Annotated in this window: 24 protein-coding genes; 13 read left to right on the forward strand and 11 right to left on the reverse strand. The window is 62.7% G+C overall.

The features are described 5' to 3' along the window. Window positions 1-112: 112 nt before the first annotated feature. Window positions 113-1,027 (reverse strand): pirin family protein, encoded by a 915-nt coding sequence (locus HNQ60_RS19675; RefSeq protein WP_184334499.1) that lies wholly within the window; start codon window positions 1,025-1,027, stop codon window positions 113-115. 413 nt (window positions 1,028-1,440) lie between these two features. Here HNQ60_RS19675 and HNQ60_RS19680 point away from each other — a divergent pair, with 413 nt between their 5' ends. The 5 genes from HNQ60_RS19680 to HNQ60_RS19700 all read left to right on the forward strand — a co-directional run bounded on the left by HNQ60_RS19680 (window position 1,441) and on the right by HNQ60_RS19700 (window position 4,690). Then, complete coding sequence (locus tag HNQ60_RS19680; protein ID WP_184334500.1) at window positions 1,441-2,619, forward strand: alkane 1-monooxygenase; 1,179 nt, start codon at window positions 1,441-1,443, stop codon at window positions 2,617-2,619. 188 nt (window positions 2,620-2,807) lie between these two features. Further along, window positions 2,808-3,554: a type I methionyl aminopeptidase gene (gene map, locus HNQ60_RS19685; RefSeq protein WP_184334501.1), complete on the forward strand. Its 747-nt coding sequence runs from the start codon at window positions 2,808-2,810 to the stop codon at window positions 3,552-3,554. Window position 3,555: 1 nt separating this feature from the next. After that, the gene (locus HNQ60_RS19690) at window positions 3,556-4,011 is read left to right on the forward strand and encodes a VOC family protein (RefSeq protein WP_184334502.1); all 456 of its coding nucleotides are present in this window, start codon (window positions 3,556-3,558) and stop codon (window positions 4,009-4,011) included. A 37-nt stretch (window positions 4,012-4,048) separates the two neighbouring features. After that, on the forward strand, window positions 4,049-4,432 hold the full coding sequence (locus HNQ60_RS19695) for a hypothetical protein (RefSeq protein ID WP_184334503.1): 384 nt from the start codon (window positions 4,049-4,051) through the stop codon (window positions 4,430-4,432). A 99-nt stretch (window positions 4,433-4,531) separates the two neighbouring features. Then, window positions 4,532-4,690: a hypothetical protein gene (locus tag HNQ60_RS19700; RefSeq protein WP_184334504.1), complete on the forward strand. Its 159-nt coding sequence runs from the start codon at window positions 4,532-4,534 to the stop codon at window positions 4,688-4,690. Window positions 4,691-4,824: 134 nt separating this feature from the next. Here the strand turns inward: HNQ60_RS19700 and gcvA are convergent, their stop codons facing one another. Beyond that, complete coding sequence (gene gcvA / locus HNQ60_RS19705; protein ID WP_184334505.1) at window positions 4,825-5,727, reverse strand: transcriptional regulator GcvA; 903 nt, start codon at window positions 5,725-5,727, stop codon at window positions 4,825-4,827. 265 nt (window positions 5,728-5,992) lie between these two features. Here gcvA and HNQ60_RS19710 point away from each other — a divergent pair, with 265 nt between their 5' ends. After that, window positions 5,993-6,190, forward strand: coding sequence for a hypothetical protein (locus HNQ60_RS19710; protein WP_184334506.1), 198 nt, complete (start codon window positions 5,993-5,995; stop codon window positions 6,188-6,190). Window positions 6,191-6,240: 50 nt separating this feature from the next. Continuing rightward, on the forward strand, window positions 6,241-6,426 hold the full coding sequence (locus HNQ60_RS19715) for a hypothetical protein (protein WP_184334507.1): 186 nt from the start codon (window positions 6,241-6,243) through the stop codon (window positions 6,424-6,426). Window positions 6,427-6,626: 200 nt separating this feature from the next. Here HNQ60_RS19715 and HNQ60_RS19720 read toward each other — a convergent pair whose 3' ends face one another. Further along, entirely contained in the window at window positions 6,627-8,069 is a 1,443-nt protein-coding gene (locus HNQ60_RS19720; protein WP_184334508.1) for an aminotransferase-like domain-containing protein, read from the reverse strand. An 89-nt stretch (window positions 8,070-8,158) separates the two neighbouring features. Between HNQ60_RS19720 and HNQ60_RS19725 the strand changes: the two genes are divergently transcribed. Further along, window positions 8,159-9,109 (forward strand): EamA family transporter, encoded by a 951-nt coding sequence (locus HNQ60_RS19725; RefSeq protein WP_184334509.1) that lies wholly within the window; start codon window positions 8,159-8,161, stop codon window positions 9,107-9,109. After that, window positions 9,106-9,633, forward strand: coding sequence for a GNAT family N-acetyltransferase (locus HNQ60_RS19730; RefSeq protein ID WP_184334510.1), 528 nt, complete (start codon window positions 9,106-9,108; stop codon window positions 9,631-9,633). The genes HNQ60_RS19725 and HNQ60_RS19730 overlap by 4 nt, the downstream gene beginning before the upstream one ends. Before the next feature lie 8 nt (window positions 9,634-9,641). Here the strand turns inward: HNQ60_RS19730 and HNQ60_RS19735 are convergent, their stop codons facing one another. Continuing rightward, a complete protein-coding gene (locus HNQ60_RS19735; RefSeq protein WP_184334511.1) occupies window positions 9,642-10,550 on the reverse strand; it encodes a DMT family transporter in 909 nt (302 codons plus the stop codon). A 189-nt stretch (window positions 10,551-10,739) separates the two neighbouring features. Here HNQ60_RS19735 and pcaF point away from each other — a divergent pair, with 189 nt between their 5' ends. Beyond that, entirely contained in the window at window positions 10,740-11,945 is a 1,206-nt protein-coding gene (pcaF, locus tag HNQ60_RS19740; protein WP_184334512.1) for a 3-oxoadipyl-CoA thiolase, read from the forward strand. A gap of 134 nt (window positions 11,946-12,079) precedes the next feature. Here pcaF and HNQ60_RS19745 read toward each other — a convergent pair whose 3' ends face one another. From HNQ60_RS19745 to HNQ60_RS19765, 5 genes are all read right to left on the reverse strand, one after another. After that, window positions 12,080-12,577 carry a hypothetical protein gene (locus HNQ60_RS19745; protein ID WP_184334513.1) on the reverse strand — a complete coding sequence of 166 codons (498 nt, stop codon included), beginning with the start codon at window positions 12,575-12,577 and terminating at the stop codon, window positions 12,080-12,082. 69 nt (window positions 12,578-12,646) lie between these two features. Then, on the reverse strand, window positions 12,647-15,598 hold the full coding sequence (locus tag HNQ60_RS19750; protein ID WP_184334514.1) for a DUF748 domain-containing protein: 2,952 nt from the start codon (window positions 15,596-15,598) through the stop codon (window positions 12,647-12,649). Window positions 15,599-15,764: 166 nt separating this feature from the next. Then, window positions 15,765-16,460, reverse strand: coding sequence for an aquaporin Z (gene aqpZ / locus HNQ60_RS19755; RefSeq protein ID WP_184334515.1), 696 nt, complete (start codon window positions 16,458-16,460; stop codon window positions 15,765-15,767). 17 nt (window positions 16,461-16,477) lie between these two features. Then, entirely contained in the window at window positions 16,478-17,572 is a 1,095-nt protein-coding gene (locus tag HNQ60_RS19760) for an META domain-containing protein (RefSeq protein ID WP_184334516.1), read from the reverse strand. A gap of 239 nt (window positions 17,573-17,811) precedes the next feature. After that, window positions 17,812-20,187: a phosphoketolase family protein gene (locus HNQ60_RS19765; protein ID WP_184334517.1), complete on the reverse strand. Its 2,376-nt coding sequence runs from the start codon at window positions 20,185-20,187 to the stop codon at window positions 17,812-17,814. A gap of 189 nt (window positions 20,188-20,376) precedes the next feature. Between HNQ60_RS19765 and HNQ60_RS19770 the strand changes: the two genes are divergently transcribed. Further along, entirely contained in the window at window positions 20,377-22,158 is a 1,782-nt protein-coding gene (locus tag HNQ60_RS19770; protein ID WP_221304318.1) for an acetate/propionate family kinase, read from the forward strand. Window positions 22,159-22,166: 8 nt separating this feature from the next. Next, a complete protein-coding gene (locus tag HNQ60_RS19775) occupies window positions 22,167-23,006 on the forward strand; it encodes an aldose epimerase family protein (protein WP_184334519.1) in 840 nt (279 codons plus the stop codon). An 8-nt stretch (window positions 23,007-23,014) separates the two neighbouring features. Here HNQ60_RS19775 and HNQ60_RS19780 read toward each other — a convergent pair whose 3' ends face one another. Next, window positions 23,015-23,767, reverse strand: a complete 753-nt coding sequence (locus HNQ60_RS19780) for an aspartate/glutamate racemase family protein (RefSeq protein WP_184334520.1) — start codon at window positions 23,765-23,767, stop codon at window positions 23,015-23,017. A 187-nt stretch (window positions 23,768-23,954) separates the two neighbouring features. Between HNQ60_RS19780 and HNQ60_RS19785 the strand changes: the two genes are divergently transcribed. After that, entirely contained in the window at window positions 23,955-24,320 is a 366-nt protein-coding gene (locus HNQ60_RS19785; protein WP_184334521.1) for a YciI family protein, read from the forward strand. A gap of 155 nt (window positions 24,321-24,475) precedes the next feature. On the opposite strand, the gene HNQ60_RS19790 is transcribed toward HNQ60_RS19785, so the two are convergent. Further along, window positions 24,476-26,284, reverse strand: a complete 1,809-nt coding sequence (locus HNQ60_RS19790; protein ID WP_184334522.1) for a GGDEF domain-containing protein — start codon at window positions 26,282-26,284, stop codon at window positions 24,476-24,478. Between the last annotated feature and the right edge of the window lie 14 nt (window positions 26,285-26,298).

The following is a 26,298-nucleotide window of genomic DNA, read 5'->3' on the forward strand; positions in this document are numbered from 1 at the left end:
GCCTATCGGCATGACGTCCGGCTGAAGCCGGACCCACAAGCGGAGCGACCCTGATGGACTCCCGCGTACGCGGGAGTGACGAACTTCTGGCTACCCGCTAGCCGGCTACCAGCTAACGGCTTCTTTCCGGTATCACCCCAAACCGTCCGCTCTGATAATCCACGAACGCCTGCTCGATCTGCTCGCGGGTGTTCATCACGAACGGGCCATAGCGTACGACGGGTTCGTTGAGCGGGCGGCCGGAAAGCAGCAGCACTTCCGCTGACTCTTTCGCCTCCGAAGGAACGCTGATCGAGACGGTGTCGCCGCTTCCCAGCAGCGCGGCCTGGCCTTCGCTGACATCACGCTTTTCGTCGCCGATCTGCGTGGTGCCTTTGAAGACATAGATCATGCCGTTCTGGGCGGCGGGCACGGACTGCAGCAGCGAACCGCCCGGCGCGATCGTCAGATGCAGCATCTGAATCGGCACTCGCGTGTCGATCGCTGCACTCACGCCCAGCGATTCACCCGCGATCACTCGCGCGTGAACCAGCCCATCCGGCGATTTCGCCTGCGGGATCTCGCTCGCACGCAGCGTCTGATACCGAGGCGTCATCATCTTGTCCTTGGCCGGCAGGTTCACCCAGATCTGGAAGCCCTGCTGCAGCCCACCTTTCCGGTGAAACTCCGGCGTCGGCATTTCCGCGTGAATCACTCCGGCGCCGGCGGTCATCCACTGGACGTCGCCCGGCCGCAGGACATCGGTATTGCCGAAGGAGTCCCGGTGCTCGTTCTCGCCGGCCAGCACGTAGGTGACCGTCTCGAAGCCCCGATGCGGATGGTCCGGCGCCCCGATCGGGGTGCCCGGCTTCCATTCCACGGGCCCGAGGTGGTCGACCAGCAGGAACGGGTCGAAATGGCTGAATCCCTGGATCGGAAACGGCCGCCGAACCGGAAAGCCACCGCCTTCCAGCGTACTCAAGGCATTGATTACCCGCGCAACCGGGCGGGAAGCCGGCGTCTCGTGACGAAGGGGAGTGGTGTTCATGGGGATTAGGGTGGCACAAGGCGGGGGCAGGATCTGCGGGGTTCGGGGAATGGGAGATATTCTCTGAAGGGGCTACTGGCGACTGGCCACTGGCTACTGGCGGCTGGCCAGAGGGAGATGGCAGAAGCGGGGGCTCTGTTGTGGGTCCGGCTTCAGCCGGACGTCATCGCCGCCAGGCGATTCCGGAATCGGGCAGCAGCCCGAGGTTCGTCACTCCCGCGCAGGCGGGAGTCCATCGGGGTCCGGAATGGATTCCCGCGTGCGCGGGAAATGACGGATTTGGCTAGATGGCTCAGTGGCTCATCGCTCGCAGTCCCTCCTTGCTGCACCGCTCCTGATCGACCTGCCATCCGCCAGTAGGCCCCGTCCGCACTCCGACGTAAACTCCGTTGACTGGTCACTGGGGGTCCACCATGTCTTTCGTCGCTCAAGCCGCCGACGGCACCACGATTCGTTACATCGACGGCAAGCGCTACCTGTGGTTCGCGTCGCTGACGGGACCCTGCATTCCGATGATCGGCGTTGCTCTTTACTTCGCCCTGGGCGGCAACGCGCTCGCGACGATCTTTCCTCTGGCGTACACCTTCATCCTGGTGCCGCTCCTCGATGCCATCTTCGGCGAGGACACGCACAACCCGCCGGAGGAAGTCGTTCCTCTCATGTCGAAGGACAACTACTACCGCTACCTGCTGTATGTAGCGATCGCGCTGCTGTACATCGATTTCTTCGTCGTCGCATGGTTCCTCGGTACGCAGAGTCTGCCGTGGTGGGCGTACCTGGTCATGACGCTGGGGACGGGATTCTCCAGTGCCGGCGCCATCCTCATCGGGCATGAGCTGGGCCACAAGTCGAACAAGTCGGATCGGCTGGCGGCGCAGATCGTGAACGGGCTAGTCGGCTACGGTCATTTCTGCATCGAGCACAACCGCGGTCATCACGTGCACGTGGCGACGCCGGAAGATTGCGTGAGCGCGCGCATGGGCGAGAGCATCTATCGGTTCGTCCTGCGGGAAATTCCCGGTGCTTTCAGTCGAGGATGGAAGCTCGAGAAGGAGCGACTGGAGAAGATGGGCAAGAGCACGTGGTCGCTGGAGAACGACGTGCTGCAGTCGTGGGGCCTGACGCTGATCGTCGGCGTCGCTTTGCTTGCGATCTTCGGCTGGGTGCTGCTGCCGTTCCTGATCATTCATCATGTGTATGCGTGGTACGGTCTCACGCAGGCCAACTACGTGGAGCACTACGGGCTGCTGCGCCAGAAGCTGCCGAATGGTCGCTATGAGCTGACCGAGCCGCGGCACTCGTGGAACACGAACCACATCTATTCGAATCTCATCTCCTTCCATCTGCAACGTCATTCGGATCATCACGCGAATTCGCTGCGTCCCTACCAGGCGCTACGTGACTTCAAGGATCTGCCGCGCCTTCCCAGCGGCTATCCCGGCAGCTTCGGTCTCGCAGCGATCCCCTGGCTTTGGTTCAAGGTGATGGACCCCAAGCTCATGGAATGGGCTGGCGGCGACATCACCAAGGTGAACGTCGATCCGAAGAGGAAAACGAAGCTCTATGCCCGCTACGGGGCGGCAGTCGCATAAGAAGCAAGAGTTTCACGCGGAGCTCACGGAGCTCACCGGGAAAAATGCCTTCCGAGTCTCGTTCAGGGCCTCCGTGGTCTTCGTGAACTCCGTGTGAAATCTTCTCTGTTGTCTCCCTCCGGAGTCGCTTGTCGCCGGCCCCGGGCGCCTGCACACTCCCGCCTCCATTCACTGACCGCGCGACATCCATGACTATCGAAACCCAGAGCGATCTCGAGGGGCTGCAACGCATCGGCCGGATCGTTTCCCTCGTGCTGCATGAAATGCTCGAACGGCTCGAACCCGGCATGACGACGGCCGAGCTCGACGCGTTCGGCGCGCAGCGGCTCGCCGATCACGGCGCTCGGTCGGCTCCGAAAATTACCTACGGATTTCCCGGTGCAACCTGCATCAGCATCAATGAAGAAGCGGCGCACGGCATTCCCGGTGCGCGTCGCATTGCCGCGGGCGATGTGGTCAACGTCGATGTGTCGGCTGAGCTCGATGGGTTCTTCGCGGACACAGGCGGCACTCGCGTGGTTCCGCCAGCGGACGATGTCTCGCTGAGACTCTGCGATGCGACCAAGGAAGCGTTGGAGAGTGCGATGCGTCAGGCCCGCGCCGGCAACCGCATCAACCAGATCGGCAAAGCCATCGAGCGGGTCGCGAAGCGCGAGCGCTTCAACATCATCCGCAACCTCGGCAGTCACGGTGTTGGCCGCGCGCTGCACGAAGAACCCGGGCACATCCCTGGCTTTTATGACGTCACCGATCGTCGCGTGCTTCGCCAGGGGATGGTGATCACCATCGAGCCGTTCCTTTCGACGCGGACGACGATGGTCGAGCAGGCGAGCGACGGCTGGACGCTGTTCGGGCCGCCCGGCACGCGCTCCGCACAGTACGAACACACGATGGTCATCACGCGCGGCGAACCGATCGTCGTCACGAGGCACTGAGATGGCCTCGCTCCTGGTCAACATCGATGTCGACGACCTGAAAAAAGCCGTCGAGTTCTATTGCACGGCGCTCGACCTCACGGTCGGGCGCCGATTCGGTCACGATGCCGTCGAACTGCTGGGCGCCAACGCACCCATCTATCTGCTCGCCAAACCGAACGGTACGGTCGCGTCCGCATCGAGTCGTCACCTGAGATCGTACGCACGTCACTGGACCCCGATTCATCTCGACTTCGTCGTCGACAGCATCGATGCCGCCGTCGACAAGGCCCGCAACGCCGGCGCCCGTCTTGAGGGCCAGGTCCGCACCAACAATTGGGGCAAGATCGCGATGCTCGCGGATCCGTTCGGTCACGGCGTGTGCCTGATCGAGTTCGTGGGGCGCGGGTACGATGAGATTGCTTCGAGCCACGGCGAGACCGGGCACGAGGCAAAGGGCGCAAAGGCCAGAAAGTGAATGATCGCCCGCACCTTCTCCGGGCGTCGTTCCCGTCGTGACCTCGGTCACCATGTCTCTCACCTGCTGGAAATGCGGCAACTCTCTCGCTGATTACACGCTGCCGCTGCGGCGGCTCGAGGAGTGCCGCAAGTGTCATGCCGAGCTGCACGTCTGCAAGATGTGCGAGTGGTACAACACGAGCGTCGCGAAGCACTGTCGCGAGCCGATCGCGGAGGAAGTGAAGGACAAGGAGCGCGCGAACTTCTGCGACTACTTCACGCCGCGTCCCGATGCCTATTCGAGCTCGCCTCAGGACGAAGCCGCGAGAGCGAAGGCACAGCTCGATGCACTGTTCGGCGGAGCTGCGCCTGCGCAACCGTCAGCCGCTGACACGGCTCGCGCCGAACTGGAAGCGCTTTTCGGGAAGAAGAAAGAATAACGACACGCCGCGCGATTCTGTCTCGATTTCCGCAATTGACCCTCGAGGTTCGGGGGCGTATCTGCGAAGAGGCCTCGATACAACGTCCAGGAGATATTCATGGCCTCCACGACCCGGACCACTCACCGCAGCACCGCCGGCAAGAAGCTCTACGCGGTTCGCGACAAACAGGGAAGGTTCAAGGATATCCAGACCTACGAGCGAGCCCATCGCGCTGATCTGAAGAAGAAGAGCAAAGGCGAAAAGACCAAACATTGAAAGAAGCCGGCTAGCCATTAGCCGCCTAGCAGGTAGCCAGAGCAGGAGAGGAGACAAGCACCGGTGCGAGAGAAGCGTCTTTATCTCATTCTGGCTAATTGCTAGTGGCTAGCCGGCTAGCTGGCTTCCTTCCTTCACGGTGCCGGTCTGTGCGCGTCTGCTGAGTCGGTGGCCTCGCACTGCAGCCAGGCAATCGTGCCGGCGATGAGTTCATCGTCGAGCCGGCGCGGCAGGCATACCGCGTAGATCGCGAATTCGGCGCTGACTTCATTGGTGAAGACGCGGACCAATCGGCCGGCGTCCAGCTCATCAGCGGCGAATACGGCTGAGGTGATCGCCACGCCCTGGCCGGCAAGGGCGGCTTGCAGCATCGAGTTGCGATCGCCGCAGATGACGCCGCGGCGCACGTTCACACCCTTGATGCCGGCGGCGGTCAGCCACCGTTCCCAGCCTTGATACGAGTCGTCGTGCAGCAGCGGAAAATGTTTGAGATCCGCCGGCGTCTCGAGCTTGCGATTCTTCAGCACCGAGGGCGCGCACACGATGATCTCGCGCGGCTGGAAGAGCGGCACGACGTGCAGCCCCGGGTAGTTGCCGCTGCCGAAGCGGATCGCGATGTCCACGTCCTCGCGCGAGAAGTCGACGAGGCGCGTCGACGTCACTACCTGCAGGTCGATGTCCGGGAATCGTTCGGCGAACGACTGCACACGCGGCATCAACCATCGCGCCGATAGCGAAGCAAACGTCGAGATCGTGAGCTTGCGGCGCACCGCGGGCGTCGAGACGTCTTCGATTGCGCTGGCGAGCCGATCGAACGCCTGTCGGGTGCCTTCCGCGAGCAGCGCTCCATGCGCGGTGAGTTTCAGTCCTCGCGGCAGACGCTCGAAGAGCTGCACGCCCAGGCGCTGCTCCAGCTGCTTCACCTGCCGGCTCACCGCTGCGTGAGTGACGCTCATCTCCTCCGCCGCAGCGCTGAGATTCAGCGTTCTCGCTGCGACATCGAACGCGCGCAATGGGCCGACGGGGATTTTTTTCATGACAGTTTCGTGCGCGCGGGAAGACAGTGATGACGGCATGGAAAGAGTGACACAGCCATGATTGGCGCCCCGGTTCGGAGGCGAATCGAGACGCCCGGCACGTGCCCGAGCGAGGTGGCGCGCAGGGCGTCAGCCGTTGCTTCGACAATCGACGAGATATGAGTTTTAGTCATAGATAACGAGGCCAAACAGTTGCTTTTCGCGTCGTATTGGCGGGCCTACGCTACACCTCCATTAGATATTTGCATACCTGAAGGAGAGTGCCATGGACGAATACCTGTTCACCGTACTGGCGAAACTGAAGGCCGATCGGCTGACGCTGGAGAAGGCGGCTCGCGACAAGGAGATCGAAGCGCTGGATGACTACTACCAGCAGCGGTCGCCCTCGCCGAGAGCACGTCGCGGCGACTCGCTGGATCTGTCGGGTGTGATTCCCACGCACGGTCTGCGTGGGTGGAGTTGATTGGAAGTTAACGGGCGCAGCCGGGTGCGGCGCCCTCAAGGAGAGTCATCATGAAGCGTTTGAGTGTCATTGCTTTCGTCGCGTCCGTTGCGATCAACGCGGGAGCGCTGCTCGGAATCGCGTCAGGCATCGAAGAGTCCTCCACGCCGCGGGGCCAGGTGGTCGTGAGCGAGATCGCTTCTGACACCAGCGCGGTAGCGCTTGCGCAGGCAGATGCGACGACAGCGTCGCTGTGAGCGTCACTCCCGCGAAAGCGGGAGTCCATCTGAACAAGCCTGGATTCCCGCGTACGCGGGAATGACATCTGACTGTGGGTCCGGCTTTAGCCGGACGTAATCGCCGGAGGCGATGCTTCGCATGACGTCCGGCTAAAGCCGGACCCACAGCCGGAAGCCCATACGAGGGAGGACGCATGTCCTCAGAATTCGCCGACTCCTCAACCGCTCCGATCCTTCGCCAGCTTCCCAAGCTTCTCAATCGCGCGATCGATAGCAGCGGACCACGGCAGGCCGCAGCTCATGCGGATGTAATTGCGATAGTCGGCCTTCGCCGAGAATACGATTCCCGGCGCGATACCGATGCGGCTTGCAAGCGCCGTGCGGAACAGCTCGGCCCCATCGACGCTCGGCGGCAGTTCGATCCAGATCACGATACCGCCCGTCGGTCGCGTAATGCGGGTGCCGGCCGGAAAATGCCTCGCCACAGCGTCGATGAAGTGCTGCGAGTTCGTCGAGAGCATGGTGCGGATCCGGCGAAGGTAACGGTCGTATCCACCGCTTGCGTAGTACCGCGCGAGCACGAGTTGCTGCAGTGTCGGGCAGGCAACCGAGGCGAAGAATTTCGCCCTCGCGATTTCGGTGTGGAACTGCGGCGCGACCGCCCATCCGATGCGATAACCGAGCGCGATCGTCTTCGAAACCGATCCGCAGCTGATGACCAGCCCGGATTCATCGAAGGCGCGCATCGACGTCGGCCGAACGCTGCCGTAGTGAAGATCACCGTACAGATCATCCTCGATGATCGGCACTTCCATGCCGGTGAGCGTGGCTACGATGTCGCGCTTGGCGTCATCGGTCGTCAGTGTCCCGGCAGGATTGTTGAAGTTCGGCATCAGCACGGCGGCAGCCAGCCGGGTGGTGCGAGCGACCTGGCGAACCGCGTCGGCATCGATGCCCACGCCAGGACGATTCGGAACCTCGACGACCTTGAGACCGAGGTACTCGATGGCCTGCAGGAGGCCGAAGTAAGTCGGCGATTCGACCAGCACGGTATCGCCCGGCTGGCACACGACGCGCAGGGAGAGTGTGATCGCATCCATCGCGCCGCTGGTGATGACGACGTGTTCGGGATCCGTCGGTGCTCCGGCGAGTCCCATGCGCTTGGCGATCTGTCGGCGCAGCTCCGGATCGCCCGGCGGCATGATGAGCTCGCCCGCGTGATGCGGACGGTCGCGAAGCACTTCACGGACGAGATTGTTGAGTCGCTGATTCGGATACAGCGCGGGGGAAGTGAACGCTCCGTTGAGCGGCACGATATCGCTGCGGGTCAGTGCTTCGCGGCAGATATCCAGCATTTCCGTCGCGATGGAGGCGGGCCGGCGCGAACGCAGCGGCTTGGCACGCGGCTCGGGCACGACCTTCGGGTCGGGCGGCCGCACGTAGAATCCCGACTGGGGGCGCGCCTCGATCAGGCCGATGTTCTCCAGGTGAACATAGGCCTGCACGACGGTGGATACGCTGACCTTGGCCGCACGGCTCATGCTGCGAACGGATGGAATGCGGTCGTTCGCGCGCAGCGTCCCCGTCGCGATCTGGGTTTCGACCAGGTGCGCAACACGTTCGTAGAGGAGCGGCGCCTGCGACGGCACTTGCGCGGACATGATTACCCCCGTCCGTGAAAACTGTGTCGGTCCGAGGTCAGTCTACCTGAATCTGTACTGGTTGCCAGTTTCGTAGCAAAGTGACTCTCATGGAAAAGTCTTCGCAGATTTCGCTGGGTATCGTCGCCGCCTTCGCGGGGATCTATGTCATCTGGGGCACGACCTACCTCGCGATCGCGATCTCCATTCAGACGCTGCCGCCGTTCATCAGCGGGGCGTTGCGCTTCCTCATCGCCGGCACGCTGATGTATGCGTGGCTGCGCTGGCGTTCGCCGCAGCCTTTCGCCGCGGTGAACATTCCGGCAGCGATGCTGTGCGGCGTCCTGCTCGCGGGCATCGGCAACGGCCTCGTGATCTGGGCTCAGCAGGGAATTCCTTCCGGCATCGCGGCGCTGATCGTCACAGCGATGCCCGTCACCGTGCTCGTGCTCGATTGGGCGTTCTTCAGCAAGCGTGCGCCGACCGCACAGGGTCTCTTCGGTACCGCAATCGCGCTCGCCGGTGTCGTGACGATCGTCATGCACACGCACTCGATTACAGGCAGCGCGGAGCCGCTCTACCTCGTCGCGATGATTGCAGCCGTCGTGGGCTGGAGCATCGGCACGCTGTGGCAGAAGCGTTCGGTACGGCAGGACGGCGTGTTCGGCTTCACTGCCGCACAGATGCTCTTCGGCGGCCTGTTCCAGTTCGTGCTCAGCGTGCTCGATGCGGAGTGGCAGACATTCGACGTGTCGGCCGTTTCGCTGCCGTCGTGGCTGGCGCTGCTTTACCTGATCGTCTTCGGCAGCATCATCGGGCTCAACAGCTATCTGTGGCTGCTGACCCGCGTGTCGGCAGCGAAAGTGACGACGTACGCGCTCGTGAATCCCGTCGTCGCGCTGATCCTCGGTGCGCTGGTGCTCGACGAAGAGATCACGACGTTGATCGTGATATCGACGCTGCTCGTGCTGTTCGGCGTATCGCTGGTCCTGTTTCAGAACCTGGGACCTGCTGCGTTCGCTCGCGTGGCGAAGTCCTTGTCGACAGGGAGATCGCAATGAATGCTGAACTTGCTGCTGCGCCAATCCGGCGATCACGCACGGTACGCACGTACGTCGACGGCCTGAAAGTCGTGACGTTCGATCCTGCGTTCCGCGACGAATTCAGGCGGCTCAACATCGCGTGGCTCGAGCGGTACTTCCGGGTCGAGCCCATCGACGAGGGGGTCCTGGGCGATCCGGAGAACGTCATCCTCGCGCCCGGCGGCGAAATCCTGTTCGCTCTGCTCGATGGCGAGGTCGTCGGAACCGTCGGATTGAAGCTCGAGGCGCCCGATCGCTTCGAGCTGACCAAGATGGCCGTCGACGAGCGCTGGCAAGGGCGCGGCTTCGGCCAGTATCTGCTGGAAACAGCGCTCGCCGTTGCACGCGAGCGGGGACATGAACGCATCGTTCTGTACTCGCAGACCGAGCTCGTGCCCGCGATCGCGCTCTATCGCAAGAACGGCTTCGTCGAAGTGAACGAACCGCTTTGCGGCAAGTACGCCCGCTGCAACATCAAGATGGAAAAGCGCCTCGACCGCTGACGGGTGCGCTACGGACTCACGGTGTCCGGGCTGGGGGCTGTTGCGGGTTTGGTCGCGGACATCGTCAGGCGCTCGCGATAGATGATGTAGAGACCGCTGGCAACGATGATTGCCGCGCCGCCCAGCATTCGCGAGCTCGGCACCGTCAGCCACAGAATCCAGTCGAACAGCATTCCCCACATGAGCGCCGTGTATTCGATGGGCGCGACCACGGCGGGCGACGCCAGGCGGAACGCCTGCGTGATGAAGTGCTGACCGATGGCGCCGAACAAGCCCACGCCGAAGAACAGGTACCAGTGCTCCCAGCGCAGCGGCGTCCAGTCGAACGCGACCATCGCGCCGCTGATGATCGAGATGAACGACAGCGTCCAGAAGATGGTTGCCGGCCCCGAGTCCGTGCGCGACAGGACTTTGATCGTGATCGCGCTGATCGCGTAGCAGATCGCCGATGCAAGCGCGGCGATGCCGCCGATCGTGATGAGGCCCGTGCCAGTCGGCTTCAGGACGATCACCACACCGATGAGGCCCACGACGATGGCAACCCAGCGCCGCCAGCCGACATGTTCGCGCAGGATCGGCACGGACAGCGCAGTGATCAACAGCGGCGCCGACATGTAGATCGTGTACGCATCCGCGAGTGACAGCGTGCGCACCGCGAAGACGAACAGCCACAGCATGATGACGCCGAGAAATCCGCGCATCAGGTGCAGGCCGATCCGCTTCGGAATCAGATCGCTGAAGCGCCCGAAGAAGGTGGTTGCGATGAGCAGGAAGGGCAAGGACGCCGTGGCGCGCAGGAACGTCACCTGCAACGGCGGATAGCTTTCCACGAGCCGCTTCATCGTCACGTCCATGACCGCGAACGCGGCCACGGCAACGGTCATCGACAAAATGCCGCGGAGGTTCGAGGACTGCATGGCGGTTGGCGGGCGAGAGGGATCGAGGCTTCCTGTCCGGCATTCAGTGTCGCATGTTTCCGCGATGCAGCGTTCTAGGAAGGGGTTGTCCCGGCGATTTGCTTTCGTCCGGCCACACTCCAGACTTTTTCACGTCGGTACCCGCCATGCGGCGGTAGACTGCCCGTCCTCGAAACAGCGGTGATTCTCATGCGTCAGGTCTTCATTTGCGATGCCATCCGGACCCCGATTGGACGATACGGCGGGGCACTGGCCCAGGTCCGCACCGATGATCTCGGCGCGATCCCGATCAAGGCATTGATGACCCGCAATCCCAAAGTCGATTGGGCCGCGGTCGATGACGTGTATTACGGCTGCGCCAACCAGGCCGGCGAAGACAATCGCAACGTCGCACGCATGGCGGCGCTGCTGGCGGGTTTGCCCGACGCAGTGCCCGGTGCAACGATCAATCGCCTCTGCGGCTCGGGTCTCGATGCGGTGAACCTAGCTGCTCGCGCGATTCGCAGCGGCGAAGCGGAGCTGGTGATCGCCGGCGGCGTGGAAAGCATGACCCGCGCTCCCTTCGTGATGGGTAAGGCCGACAGCGCATTCTCACGCACGGCGAAGATCGAAGACACCACGATCGGCTGGCGTTTCATCAACCCGCTGATGAAGGCGAAGTACGGCGTGGACTCCATGCCGGAGACTGCTGAGAACGTCGCGGCGGAGTTCGGCATCAATCGCGCCGATCAGGATGCATTCGCGCTGCGCAGCCAGCAGCGCTATGGCCGTGCGCACGCCAGCAAATTCTTCGACACCGAGATCACGCCGGTCGAGATCGCACAGAAGAAAGGCGACCCGATCAAGTTCGCGGTCGATGAACATCCGCGCATCGACACGACGATCGAAGCGCTCGCGAAGCTCAAGGGCGTCGTGAAGCCGGACGGCACCGTCACGGCAGGAAATGCATCGGGCGTGAACGATGGCAGCTGCGCGTTGCTGTTGGCCAGCGAAGCAGCCGCGGCGAAGTACGGTTTGAAAGTGCGCGGAAGAGTGATCGCCACGGCCACCGCCGGTGTGCCGCCCCGCATCATGGGCATCGGTCCGGTGCCGGCATCGCAGAAAGTGCTTTCGCTCGCGAAGCTGACCATCGGGCAGATCGACGTCGTCGAGCTGAACGAAGCGTTCGCTGCCCAGGGGCTTGCGGTGATGCGCCAGCTCGGCCTCGCCGACGACGCCGAACACGTGAACCCGAACGGCGGCGCGATTGCGATTGGCCATCCGCTCGGTGCGAGCGGCGCGCGTCTCGCAACGACGGCACTCAATCAACTCGAGAAGACAGGCGGTCGCTATGCGCTGTGCACGATGTGCATCGGCGTGGGACAGGGAATCGCGATGGTGATCGAGAGGGTGTGAGGAGAAGAGGGAAGAGAAGAGCGAAGAGTTTCCACGGGGTACACGGGGAACCACGGGGCGGAAAGCATTGTTTCCGGAGCATTCATTTCCCCGTGGATCCCCGTGATCCCCGTGGAAAATCCGGCTCTTCGTCTTTATTCACACGCCGCCTTGCACTCCCGCAGCTCGTCCCTGCAGTAGCGCTGCGCGGTCGTTTCTGTCTGATAGCAGTCGTAGCGCATCGATGCGATGTTCTCCTGGATCGCATCGATACACAGTCCGTAGGTGCGTGCGAACCGAGTGCGGCATGAACCGCTGTAGTTGCCGGCGCCGCAAGCACCCGCGTTATTGAAGTACCCGCAGAAGTACGTGTAGTCGTTGTTGCGTCCCGTGAACGGATCGCGGCCTGCGGTCGCTGCGCGCTTCGAGCATTGCTGGCGAGCGCGGCGCACCTCGCTGCTGCATTTCGTTTCGGCTGAGTCACAGTAACTCTGGCAGGCGGAGCGCGCAGAATTCTGTTCACTCTTCTGCTCGGCTTTCTGTTCAGTTTTCTGGGGAGCGGCGGACTGGTCGCCGGCGATGGTCGACTGCGTAACGAGCACGGCTGCGAATACGGTCATAAGCGCCAGCGCGCTTGCTTTTATTGCTTTCATGAGGGAGCCCCGCGGGAACTGAAGGCCAATCTGGCATCTTCGCGATGCTCGGTCAATGTCACTGGAGGGCTACTCCAGCTTCATTTCCATCCTCACGGTGCCGGCTTCCGATTTGCCTTCGGTTCGCTCGGCGGTGATGAACACCCGTTCAGGATTCAGCTCCGTGTTCGCGAGCAGCGCATCCTGAACTGACCGGGCCCGCTCGCGGGCGAGTGCGGTGAGAGCCGCATCATCGGGCTTGAACCGGTCGAGGAGCGCACTTTCCAGAAACTGCCGTTGCGCGCCGAGGTCCGGACCCTTCTCGGTCGTGGTTTCCGGTGGATAGACCGGCGCCGACTGCGCGACCTCCTTGTAGACCTTTTCGAGCTGCGCAATCCGCTTACGCTGAGCCTTTTCATCCGTCGGATCGGCGCTTTCATCCGGCGGCACCTTCGCATCGAAGGCTGCTCTGGCCAGCGCTTCGCTGTCCTGCGCCGTCACCACAGTCAATGGAATGCTGAGCCTGAGTTGCGGTCTTTCGACCAGCGCCTTTGCAAGCTTCGTCAGCTTCTCAGTTTCGGCGGGCGTCAGTGCGGTCGTGCCCGGCGCGAAGTCGACATAGGCAAGTTCATCGCCGCCGCCGAACAGCGCACCCAGTGCGGCGAAAGGCGCAGTCACGATCTTCGTCAGCAGACCGAGCACCGCTTTCCAGATGATCGGTCCGAGTTTGAATTTCGGATCATCGAGCGTTCCGGATACCGGCAGGTTCACGTCGATCACTCCATTGCGGTCCTTCAGGAGTGCGATGGCGAGCTTCAGGGGAATCGGCGCCGCATCCTTCGAATCCGTCTTCGCGCCGAACTCCAGGTTGTCGAGCACGATGTGATGCGACGCATCCAGCTTGCGGTTCTCCACCTTGTAACGAAGCTCGGTCGAGAGCTTGCCCTTGCTGATGTTGTAGCCCGCGAACTTACCCGAGTAGGGATTGAACGTGGTGAGCTCCATGTTGCGGAAGTTCATCCCGAGATCGGTGTAGAGCGCGGCGGAGAACAGATTCACTTCGCCCGTGATGTCGACGGGGGCGTACTTGTCGACCTTGCCGTCGAGCTTCACTTTCGCGCGCGATGCGGCGTCGGAGGATAAGCCAGTGATGGCTCCATTGAGCTGCAGGATGCCGACTGCGAACGACGGCTCGATCGAGTAGTCGGCGAAGTTCGCGGACCCGTCGATCACCTGGACGGTGCGGATGCGAACGGGGAAGCGCGCCTGCTGGGCGTCGGATGTGGGCTTGCCTTGCTTCGTCGATGACGGCGTAGCCGCGCCCTCTCTGGTTTCGACTGCCGGTTCAGAACGCAGCACCTTATTGATGTTGAGCGTCGAGTCCTGCGCGATGACGACGCGCGCGTAAGGCTGACGTGCGACGACACGATCGATCGACAGCCGGTCGGGATGCAGCGAGAAGTCGATTCCGGTGACCGCGAGATCACGCCACTTCAGGAAATCTTCGTTCACGAGTTGATCGGTCGTGCGCAGATCGGAAGCCTGCATCTCGCCCTTGAACGTCACGGGCTGTGCGGATTCCGGAGTCGCGGCATAACTGACGTCGCCCTTCACGGCGAATCGCCCTGAGTGCAGCGTCATGTCCGTCGTTCGCGAGAGATAGGGTTGAATCACCGGCAGGTCGAACTCCTTCAAGTCGATCGCCATGCGGGCGGTGACGGGTGTCAGGTTCAGTTCGCCCTTGGCCAGCAGCCGCCCGCTTCGATTGATCGTCGCGTCCGCATCGACGAGGAGCGTCGCCTTCGGATCGGTGCTCCATTGATTGACGGTGAGCTGCACCGGCCGCAGATCGAACTTCACGGTCGGTGAGACGCTGCGGTCTTCGGCGGCAATGGTCGCGTCGGCAACCCGGATCGTATCGACATGAACGCGCCACTCAGGCCCCTTGTCCGATGCCGTGGGAGACGCAGACGGAGACGGGGAAGCAGTGGCTTCCGGATTCTTCCCTGCAAAGACTCGCGTCAGGCTCACGGAGCCATCCGCTTCGAGCGCAATATCGACTTGCGCGCCTTTGACATCCACGCTCTTCAGTCCGACCTCCCGCTTTCCGTAAGAGAACGAGAGGTCCTGGACATCGACTTCGGGAAGCCTGATCGGCGTGGTGCCTTCCGGTGAGCGCTCGGCGAGCGACAGATCCAGAATCTTCACGGTGGGCAGCGCGATGTCGAGCGCGAACTGCGGGTCCAGCGCGAACTGGTAACTGCCGTTCAGCGTCGCCTGGCCGGAAGCGAGGCGATACGGAATCGCGTCGTAGATGTAGGAATCGATCGTCGCGACCTTCAGTCCCTGCACACTGAAACGCCCGTGAGATCCGAGCGGCTCCACAGTGAACTGTCCCGCCCATGTGAGTTGCTCACCCGCTGTCGTCGTTCCCGCGAATTCGTAGTCGTTCTGGAAGCCGGCATCCGTCTTGAAATCGTTGAGGGTGAAGCGGATCGGAGTGATCGCCGCCTTGAAAGGCCGTGCTGCCGTGTAGTCCTCGATGCCGATGCGGCCCTCGCGCACGGCGAGTGTGCCGATGTGGACGCGGGTCGATTCCTCCTCCGCCGGTTCGGGCTCCGTCGATTTCGGCGCCAGCTTCGCCAGGTTGACGGCACCTCCGCTATCGATGATCAGGTTGATGTCGGGTGCCGAGAGCTGAACCTCGTGCAGAACCACGGCCCGCTGCCACAACGATGCGAGCTGCACATTGACGTAGAGATGACGGAAAGCGACGAGCGGCGAATCGTCGGCTTCCGCGAGCCGGAAGTTGCTGATGCTCGTATCGAGAACGAAGGGATTGAACCGGATCTCGCCGATCGACACGCGTCGCTGCAGGGTTTCAGTCACATAGCTTTCGATCTGCTGGCGCGCGATGTAGGGCACCAGAAAGAAGCCGGCGAGCGTATAGAGGAGCAGCACTCCAACGACCACGCAGACGGCGATCCAGTGCAGGCGGAGCACTGCGATGAGCGGGACGGTGAGGAGTCGGGCTTTGTTCATGAAGGTTCGTTGGTCATTCCCGCGAAAGCGGGAATCCATGCCGGGCACCCGGATGGACTCCCGCGTACGCGGGAGTGACGGAAGAGGGCGTTCGTCCGGCCGGAGTATGAAACCTTCCGGCCCGCGGCGTCACCCGCGGGGCGCCCTTAGTCGCCGCGTGGCTACATCATTCCTTCTCGAACACCGACTTGTAGGCGAAGCCGGCGATCGCGGCACCGACGATCGGAGCAACCCAGAACAGCCACAACTGCGCGAGCGCCCAATCGCCCACGATGATCGCAGGTCCGGTGCTGCGCGCGGGATTCACCGACGTGTTGGTCACCGGGATGGAGATGAGATGAATGAGCGTGAGGCACAGGCCGATCGCAATGGGCGCGAATCCCGAGGGCGCGCGTTTGTCGGTCGCGCCGAGGATGACCATCAGGAACATGAAGGTCATGACGATCTCGCTCACGAGGCCCGACTTCAGCGCATAGCCTCCTGGCGAGTGATCGCCGTACCCGTTGGAAGCCAGGCCGCCATGCGGTGTCCAGCCGGCCTTGCCTGACGCAATCAGGTAGATGACGCCGGCCGCTGCGATCGCGCCGATCACCTGCGCAATGATGTAGGGGAGCAGATGAGCCGCCGGGAAGCGACCGGCGGTGCACAGGCCCACGGAAACCGCCGGATTCAGATGACAGCCGGAAATGTGACCGATCGCGTACGCCGCGGTCAGAACGGTGAGCCCGAATGCAATCGACACGCCGAGAATGCCGATGCCTATGTCGGGAATGAGTGCCGACAGCACTGCGCTTCCGCATCCGCCAAGGACGAGCCAGAACGTGCCGAGGAACTCGGCGGTGAGTTTCTTGCTGAGGGGCATTGTTGTTGTTCCTTTGTTCAGAGATTTCTTTCTTCGAATCTTGCGATCGCGTTTCCCGCTTCGTCGAAAAACTCCAGGTGCGGTCCCGTAATCTTCCACGCCCGCGTGGCTTCGACGGCCTTCGCGAACGCAGATTCGTACTTCATTTCCGGGCAGGCCATGCGCGTGAGCGCCATCTGCTTGAAGGTGATGCGGTCGCCGTTCAATTCGTAGGCGCCGATCAGCCGGTTGCAGCCGGCGTAGCCGGCGACGCGATGTTCGCTGGATTCGAGCGCGATCGAGAGCTCGCGCTGGCCTTCCTTCAGGGTGATGACTTCTTCGCCGAGCCGGACGAGGACCCAGCGCGTGCCCTCGAGTTCGTGCGTCACACCGCGGGCTCCACAACTTTCATTCGGCCAGAGCTGGTCGAACCGTTCGACGACGAGCGTGTCGATCATGCGATCACCTTCCATCGCCGGGCGACGAACGATCTGACCTTCGACGGAAGCAAGGATCGTCTGGCTGGGCTCCTTGCGGGACTTCGCGTAGGCAGCCTCGAGCGCGGCGTTGTCGCCTTCCTGCGCTACAGCGAGTTTCAGGCCGGTGAGGCATTCCTCGAAGATACCGGCATCGGCCATGTACTGATACGCGCCGCGCAACTTGAGCTTCGGATCGAGCGGCGCGTACGTTTCCTGCCGGGTAAGCGTGTAGTTGAGCTGCGATTCGATCGGCTTGCCGTGCACGTCGAGCTTGCGCAGCGAGTTGACGTCATCCATCGACCAGAGCTGCGGCGCCGATCCGCCGCCGAAAAGCCCGAGCACCTTGTCGTCGCCCATCGACCAGTGACCGACAGCGTCGAACACATTGTTCGGTTCCTTTCCAAGGTACGTCGATCGCTCGAAAAAGACGTTATCAGCGCGCAGGTCGAGCTCGTAGCGGATGCCCGGGCAGTCGGCGCAGGGGATGACGCCCGAGTAGAGAGCAGGCAGCTGTTGCGAAGGAGCGCGCGCCGCTGCGGGCGGGGGAGTTGACGCCGCTGGGGCAGGCGGCTGCGCCGATGATTCTGGCTTCTGCTCGCAAGCGGCCAGTATCACACCGAATGCCAGACCGATGCACGCCAGAATCGGCTTCATGTCCCACCCCGCTGCCTCAGGACCGGGATCCAGCGTAGCCGACGCCGGCGTCGGTGGACCATAGGGGGAAGGGGAAAAGCTGCGAGCGGTGAGCTGCGAGCGATGAGCCAGAGGGGAAGGGGAAGGGGAAGGGAGGCTGCGAGCGGTGAGCTGTGAGCGGTGAGGCAGAGGGGATTCGGATAAGGAGGCACGGTCGCCGATTCCTTTCTGGCTCACCGCTCATCGCTCACCCGCTCGCTTCACTCCTTCCACTTCCAGTTCCTGATCTCCGGCATGTCCTCTCCATGCACGCGGATGTACTCACGATGCTCGACCAGCTTGTCCCGCACGCGCTGACGGATATGGGCTGCCCGCTCGCGCAGGCCCGGGACGAAATCGATGACAGCCTCGACGAGATGGAAGCGATCGAGGTCGTTGAGCACTGTCATGTCGAACGGGGTTGTCGTCGTGCCTTCCTCCTTGTAGCCGCGAACGTGGATGCTCGCGTGATTGGTGCGGCGATAGGTCAGGCGGTGGATCAGGAAGGGATAGCCGTGGAACGCGAAGATCACCGGCTTGTCCTTCGTGAACAGGCCATCGAACTCGCTGTCCGGCAACCCGTTCGGGTGTTCTCGCGGCGACTGCAGCGTCATCAGGTCGACGACGTTGATCACGCGTACCTTGAGTGACGGCAGCCATTCGCGCAGCAGAGTGACGGCCGCCAGAGTTTCCAGCGTTGGCACATCGCCCGCGCAGGCGAGAACGACGTCTGGTTCGCCGCCGTCGTCACAGCATGCCCATGACCACATGCCGATGCCTGCGTCACAATGTTTGATCGCCTCGTCCATCGAGAGCCACTGCGGTTGCGGCTGCTTGCCCGCAACGATCACGTTCACAAGATTCCGGCTGCGCAGGCATTGGTCGGTGACGCACAGGAGCGTGTTCGCGTCGGGCGGCAGCCAGACGCGAATGACCTGCGCCTTCTTGTTGACCACGTGATCGATGAATCCCGGGTCCTGGTGACTGAAGCCGTTGTGATCCTGGCGCCAGACGTGCGAAGTGAGCAGGTAGTTGAGCGACGCAATCGGTCGTCGCCACGGAATGTGGTTGCAGACCTTCAGCCATTTCGCGTGCTGGTTGAACATCGAATCGATGATGTGAATGAACGCCTCGTAGCAGCTGAAGAAGCCATGACGCCCCGTCAGCAGGTAGCCTTCGAGCCAGCCTTCGCACTGATGCTCGCTCAGCATCTCCATCACCCGGCCGTCGTGCGCGATGTCTGAATCGCCGGGCAGGATTTGCGCCATGCTGTTGCGGTCCGTGACCTCGAAGACATCGCCCCAGCGGTTCGAAGCCGTTTCGTCCGGGCTGAAGACGCGGAAGTTCTTCATCGGCTCGTTGAGCTTCAGTACATCGCGGATATACGCACCCTGTACGCGAGTCGCCTCGCCCGTCGTCGCGCCCGGCTGCGAAACCTTCACCGCGTACTCGCGATAGTTCGGCAGGCGCAGCTCGCGCAGCAGGACGCCGCCATTCGCGTGCGGGTTGTCGCCCATGCGCCGGCGCCCCTGCGGCGAGAGACTGCGGATGTCTTCGAGCAGCCGTCCGTTCTTGTCGAAGAGCTCCTCGGGCTTGTAGCCGCGCATCCATTCTTCGAGCTGCTTGAGATGGGCGGGATTCTCGGCGAGTCCGGCGAGCGGTACCTGGTGCGATCGCCAGTTGCCTTCGACCTGAACGCCATCGACTTCCCTCGGGCCGGTCCATCCCTTGGGCGTCTGCAGCACGATCATGGGCCAGCGCGGACGCGACTTGATGCCATTGCGCCGCGCTTCGTTCTGGATCGACCGGATGCGCTCGATCACTGTATCGAGCGTCTTCGCCATCAGCGCGTGTGTCGCCGAGGCAGGAGTCTGCGCATCGACATAGAAAGGCTCATAGCCGTAGCCGCTCAGCAGCTGTGTCAGTTCCTCACGCGGAATGCGGGCGAGCACGGTAGGGCCTGCAATCTTGTAACCGTTCAGCTGCAGGATCGGCAGCACCGCACCGTCGATCACGGGATTCAGGAACTTGTTCGAATGCCAGCTCGTTGCGAGCGGGCCGGTCTCGGCTTCGCCGTCGCCGACGACGCATGCCACGATGAGATCGGGATTGTCGAAGGCCGCGCCGAAGGCATGCGAAAGCGCGTAGCCGAGCTCGCCGCCTTCGTGAATCGATCCGGGTGTCTCGGGCGCGACGTGACTGGGGATGCCGCCGGGAAATGAGAATTGCCGGAAGAGCCGCTTCATTCCTTCCGTGTCTTCGGACACGTCAGGGTAGTACTCGCTGTAGGTGCCTTCGAGATACGTGCTTGCAACGAGCGCCGGACCGCCGTGACCAGGACCGGTGATGTAGATCATGTCGAGGTCGTTGCGGCGGATGACGCGATTGAGGTGCGCATAAATGAAATTCAGCGCCGATGTCGTGCCCCAGTGGCCGAGCAGGCGAGGCTTCACATGCCCGAGCGTGAGCGGCTCGCGGAGCAGCGGATTGTCGAGCAGGTAGATCTGGCCCACCGATAGGTAATTGGCGGCGCGCCACCACGTGTCCATGCGCGACAGATACGCGGGCGTCGCGTCGTGAGCGGAGTCGGCGTTCATCTTGGGAATCCTCGGCGAGGGTACCGGGAATTGTGGGAAAGAATGCTTGTCCGTAAATACGGGGATGACACGGGAAGGGCCGGGAAACTCCGTCATTCCCGTGCACGCGGGAATCCATCTTGCGCAACGGATGGATCCCCGCTTGCGCGGGGATGACAATGGATGACGGCGGCAACAAAGGTTCAAGACATGCGCATCTTCGCCCTGAATTGTGGCAGTTCCTCGATCAAGGCCGCGCTCATCGAGACAGACGGCGGCTCGCGGTTGCTGGAGATGCACATCGAGAACCTCGGGTCGGCGGATTGCCGACTGCTCATTGGCGAAGAACGCGAAGCGCTCGAGCCGGGCACCGATGCGAAGACAGCCATCAAGCGGCTCATCGCCGAGCTGCGCTCGCGGTGCAAGGACGGTCCGCAAGCCATTGCGCATCGCGTCGTTCACGGTGGATCGGCGTTCGTCCAGCCCACGCTGCTCGACGACAACGTGCTCAGCGAGATCGAAGCGCTCAGCGATCTGGCGCCGTTGCACAATCCTGTTGCGCTTGCGGCGATCGGATTTGCCCGGGAACAGGTACCGGATCTGCCGCACGTCGCTGTGTTCGACACGGCGTTTCACTCGACGCTGCCACCGCGAGCGCGTGAGTACGCGTTGCCGCGCGATGTGGCGCAGCGATTCGGGATCCGCCGCTACGGATTTCATGGCACGAGTCACGCGCAGGTCACACGAGCCGTTGCTCAGTATCTGAAGAGTGACGTGCAGTCGCTGCGCATCGTCTCCTGTCATCTCGGGAACGGTGCGAGCGTCGCTGCAGTCGAGTATGGACGGAGCGTCGAAACCAGCATGGGCATGACGCCGCTCGAAGGGCTGGTGATGGGAACGCGCAGCGGCGACGTCGATCCGGGTGTCTTGCTGCACCTGCTGAAGCACGGTGGTTACGATGCGGAGTCGCTCGACAAGCTGCTCAACAGCGATTCCGGCTTGAAAGGGTTGGCGGGCACCAACGACCTGCGGACTCTGGAAGAGCGTGCAGGCGACGGCGATGAAGCGAGTCGTCTTGCGCTGACGCTCTACGCTCATCGGGTCCGCAAGTACATTGGCGCGTACGCGGCAGTGATGGGAGGCGTCGACGTCATCGCGTTCACCGGCGGCATCGGACAGCATAGTCCGCTGATGCGTCATCGCATCCTGCAGCGACTCGATTTTCTCGGCGCGCGACTCGACGAGGATCGCAACCGGGACGCGAAACTTGCCGAGAACACACCCGTTTGCGAGATCTCCGACGAAACTTCGAGAGCCCGGCTGCTGGTCGTGACAGCGAACGAAGAGATGGAAATCGCGTTACAGACGGCAGCCTTGCTGGCCGCGGGAACCAGCGGCACAGCGATGCGGATACCGATCGAGATCTCGGCCCGTCACGCTCACCTGACGCAGGCGACGATCGAGAAGCTCTTCGGCCCGGGCCATCACATCCAGCCTCGAACCCAGCTCTCGCAACCGGGCCAGTACGCAGCAGCGGAATCGGTCGTGCTGATCGGTCCGCGGGGCCGCATCGAAAAGGTCCGGCTCATGGGGCCGCCGCGGAAGGAGGACCAGGTCGAGATTTCACGATCCGATGAGTTCGTGCTGGGCATCGACGCCCCGGTGCGTCTCTCGGGAGACTTGCGCAATACGCCGGGTATCACGCTCGAAGGGCCCGCGGGCAGGGTGACGATCCCCAGCGGCGTGATCTGCGCCCGCCGCCATATTCATATGAACCCCCGCGACGCCCGGCACCTCGGCGTCAGGGATCACGATTCCGTGCAGGTCCGCATCGACAGCGACGGCCGTGACCTGGTCTTCAGCGATGTCGTCGTGCGGGTCTCCGAAGCCTTCGAATTGCGCCTGCACCTGGACACTGATGAGGCAAATGCCGCGGGTGTTCGTCAAGGAGATACGTGTGAACTGGTACGATCTCCACCCCGACGAGCCTGACTGCAGATATGACGAGTGTCCCGCTGATCACGATTACCGATCCCCGCGCCAGAGCGACTGCCTCCATCGCCCCCGAGCGAGGCGCCATCGTCACTTCCTTCCAGGTGGCGGGCCGCGAGCTTCTTTATCTGGATGAAGCCACCTTCCGCGATCCGACAAAGAACGTGCGCGGCGGTATCCCCATCCTGTTCCCGTCGCCGGGACGACTTGCTGACGATATGTGGGCAAGGGAAGGGCGATCCGCAACCATGAAGCAGCATGGATTCGGCCGGACCAGGGCGTGGCGGGTTGGTCGGGTCGAGAGCAATGAAGTCATCCTGGCACTGGAGTCGGATGCGGCGACGATGGCGCAGTATCCGTGGCCGTTCCGCGCCGAGTTGCACCTGACGATCCACGGAACCGAGTTGCGCCTGTCCATGAGCATCGAGAACACAGGCGATACGACGATGCCTTTCGGACTCGGCTACCACCCGTATTTCCTGGTGAAGGACAAGCGCGGCGCCCGCATCGAGACGGACGCGACCCAGGAGTTCGACAACCTGACCCGGGTCACCCGTTCTTTCCGGGGCATCGATCTCACATCGCGGGAAGTCGATCAGCACTTGCTCGATCACAAACCGCATCGCATGCCGTTATTCCTCGCGGACGGCAGCCGGATCGAGGTCAGTGCCTCGAACGATTTCGGTCACTGGGTCGTGTGGACGCTTCAGGGGAATGACTTCGTTTGCGTCGAACCCTGGACGTCGCCCGGCAACGCCCTGAATACCGGCGATCACCTGCTCCGGCTCGCGCCTGGGCAGAGACATGAGTCGTTCATGAGCATCGCGTTCGTGAGCGCGGAAGGCTGAAGGTTCCGTCATTCCCGCGAAAGCGGGAATCCATCCGGATGCACTCCCGCCTGCGCGGGAGTGACGAAATCTGCCACCGCCCACTCCGCCGCAGCCCGCGCATGCCATGCCGTCGTGTCGAACAGCGGCACCGGCGAATCCTTCGGACCGATCAGCATCGTGATCTCCGTGCAGCCGAGAATCACCGCTTCGGCACCGGCGGCGATCAGCCGGTCGATGATCTGCCGGTACGCCTGGCGCGAAGCATCGAGCACCTGTCCGAGACAAAGCTCGTCATAGATCACGCGATGAACCGTATCGCGATCGCGTTCGTCCGGCACGATCACCTTCAGGCCGTGCCGCTGTGACAGTCTTTCGCGATAGAAAGCCTGCTCCATCGTGAATCGCGTGCCGAGCAATCCGACGCTGCGAATACCTGCTTGAAGGATCGCGCGCGCAGTCGGATCGGCGATGTGCAGCAGCGGGATCGAGACGGCACTTTCGATCGCGGCAGCCACTTTGTGCATGGTATTCGTGCAGAGCACGATGTTGCCTGCGCCGGCCGCGGCGATGGATCTGGCCGAGTCAGCCAGCAGTGCGCCTGCCTGATCCCAGTCGCCTGCGTGCTGCAGGCGTTCTATTTCATGAAAGTCCACGCTGGCGAGCACGAGCCGCGCCGAGTGCAGGCCACCCAGCCGCTCCTTCACCGTCTCGTTGATGATGCGGTAGTAGAGCGCTGTCGATTCCCAGCTCATGCCGCCGATCAGGCCGATGGTGTTCAACGTGCGTCTCCTGCTGTTGCACCGAAGTCTGCCGCAGGCGAGCGTGAAACCATATGCACAGTTGGTCGCATGGGTCACACGACAGCTCGCAACATCGATTGACGCGGCGACTGCGCGGACAGTAGCTTGCGACTCGAGTCCAGTCTGGTTCCTCCCCGCGACCACGGGGGGTTAGGGAGGGTTCCTCATGCGTCGCACAGACCTCAAGCTTCTCCGAGCCCTGGCAGCATCGCTGATCCTGTTTGCCGGCATCGCAGCCGCTCAGTCGCCGGCCATGTTCGTCGTCCATTTCGAAACCGGCCCGAGCTGGAACAAGTCGCTGCCTCCGGCGGAGCAGCCCGCCTTCAAGGAGCACTCGGCCAACCTCGGCAGGCTGCGCAAAGAAGGCGTCATCACATTCGGTGCCCGATACGCCGAAGTCGGCATGATCTTCATCAAGGCGGACTCGATCGAGGCGGTGCGCTCGATGATCGATGCCGATCCAGGTGTTCGCGCCGGAATTTTCGTGTATCGAGTCGATGCGCTGGGTGTTTTCTATCCCTGGCAGCCGTAATAAGAGGAGGAGCAGGGATGCATCGCCTCTTCCTGTGGGTCCGACTTTCCCCCAAGGGATTTCCGCTGGTCACAGTCGGACGTTATCGCCGGAGGCGATGCTTCGCATGACGTCCCGCTGAAGCGGGACCCACAACAAGACCGTCTCCGAGCGGTTCAGGCCACCTGATTCCGCCCGGCCCGCTTCGCCCGATACAGCTGGATATCCGCTGTCTTCAGCAGCTCGGCGACTTCGGCAGAGCCGTCCCACTGCGACAGGCCGATGCTGATCGTGACCGACAGCTCCTGGTGAACCGCATGCCAGTCGTGCGCTTCGACACGTTGGCGCAGGTTCTCGCAGAACTCCACGCCGGATTCGCGGGTGAGGCCGGGAAGAATGAGCGCGAACTCTTCCCCGCCGATGCGTGCGACCAGATCGTTCTCGCGACAAAGACGTTGCAGCAGTGCCGCGCTCTCGCGCAGCGCCAGGTCGCCGACGGCGTGACCGAGTTGATCGTTCACGATCTTGAAATGGTCGAGGTCGGCGACGGCGATGGTCAGCGGCTGACCCACCGCCAGCGCGACTTCCATCTCCGCCGCCAGCCGTTGACTGAACAGACGACGATTGGCGACGCCGGTGAGCGGATCTTCCTGCGTTTCGCGCTCGAGCCGGCTGCTGCGTTCGCGCAGCACCGCGATCAGGCGTTCCTTGTCCCAGTTGGCCTTCTCCAGGTCGGACGTGCGCTCGGCGACGCGTTCTTCCAGCCGCCGGCGATAGTCTTCGAGATCCTCGAACGCGCGGGCATCTCCAACAGCAGCGGCGACCTGTTCGGCGAGCTGGCGCATCAAGTGCAGGTCCGCATTCGAGTACACGCCGGGCTCAGTGTGCTGCACGCTCAGCAGGCCGATGACGATGCCGCTTTCGATCAGCGGCACGATGATCAGCGAGCCGGTCTCCTTCTCCGTCACTTCCGTACGTCGACGCAATCCCTCATCTGTCTGCGTCCAGTCCTCGATGAGCAAGGGTTCTGCACGTTCGGTCACCCAGCCGAAGAGCCCCGTGTCCATGGGCTTCGTTCGCCACGGCATGCGGGCCTCGCGCCGTTCATGAACCCGGATGTCCAGCTGGCGATGATCCCGATCGATCAGTACGAAATAAAACTCATCGAACCGGAACAGCGCTCGCGTCTCGGCCAGAATGCGTTCTCCCAGCGCATCGATGCGGCGGGCACCGTGCAACGCGCGTCGTGCTTCGAACAATCGCAGCAGCGGCGCGCGATCCTTCTCGTCGCTCGGCGATTCGCCGCCGATGCTGTTCACGCTGAGCACGAACACCACCATGAGCACCGCGAAGAGAGCGAATGCCGCGTACTGCCCGGAGTTGTAGAGCACGGCGGCGAGAATGCCGGCCGGAACGAAGACGAAATCCGTCAGCACATAGACGGGCGTCATGATGCGGCGTACATCGCGGCCGTCGAACTGGAAGAACAGAGCCATCAGTGCGAGGTTCACGACCTGCGCGACGATCGCCATGACGATCAATGGCCAGATGTCGCCTGCGACCAGATCGGCCAGAGGATGCCTGCCGCCGGCAACCTGGTACGCATGCCCCGCTGCCAACAGCATGAGCGCAGTCATCGGTGCGTTGTGAAGCGAACGCAGTGCGGCGACCTTCATCGAGCCCTGGCTGTAGCCGCGATTCAACCAGGGCCACAACAACGAGGCGGTCGCGCAGATCGCAGCAGCAACGGATGGGCTGAGGACGAGGAGCAGGCCGATCTGCGGCACACGCTCCATCGAGATCAATCCGATGCGCGGCGCGCGCAGGCCGAACTGCCAGATGAAGAGGCACACAGCGATGCAGAGCGCGATCGCCCACGCGGGCGGCAGTTCGTGTTCCGCAATCAATGCACGCGTCAACCAGGCGCCCGTCACTGCGGCCAGCAGGAGCGAATAGACGATCAGTGCGCGATAGCGCGACCCCATGGTGCTTGTATACG

The sequence above is a fragment of the Povalibacter uvarum genome, from assembly GCF_014202975.1.
Classification (GTDB): Bacteria; Pseudomonadota; Gammaproteobacteria; order Steroidobacterales; family Steroidobacteraceae; genus Steroidobacter; species Steroidobacter uvarum.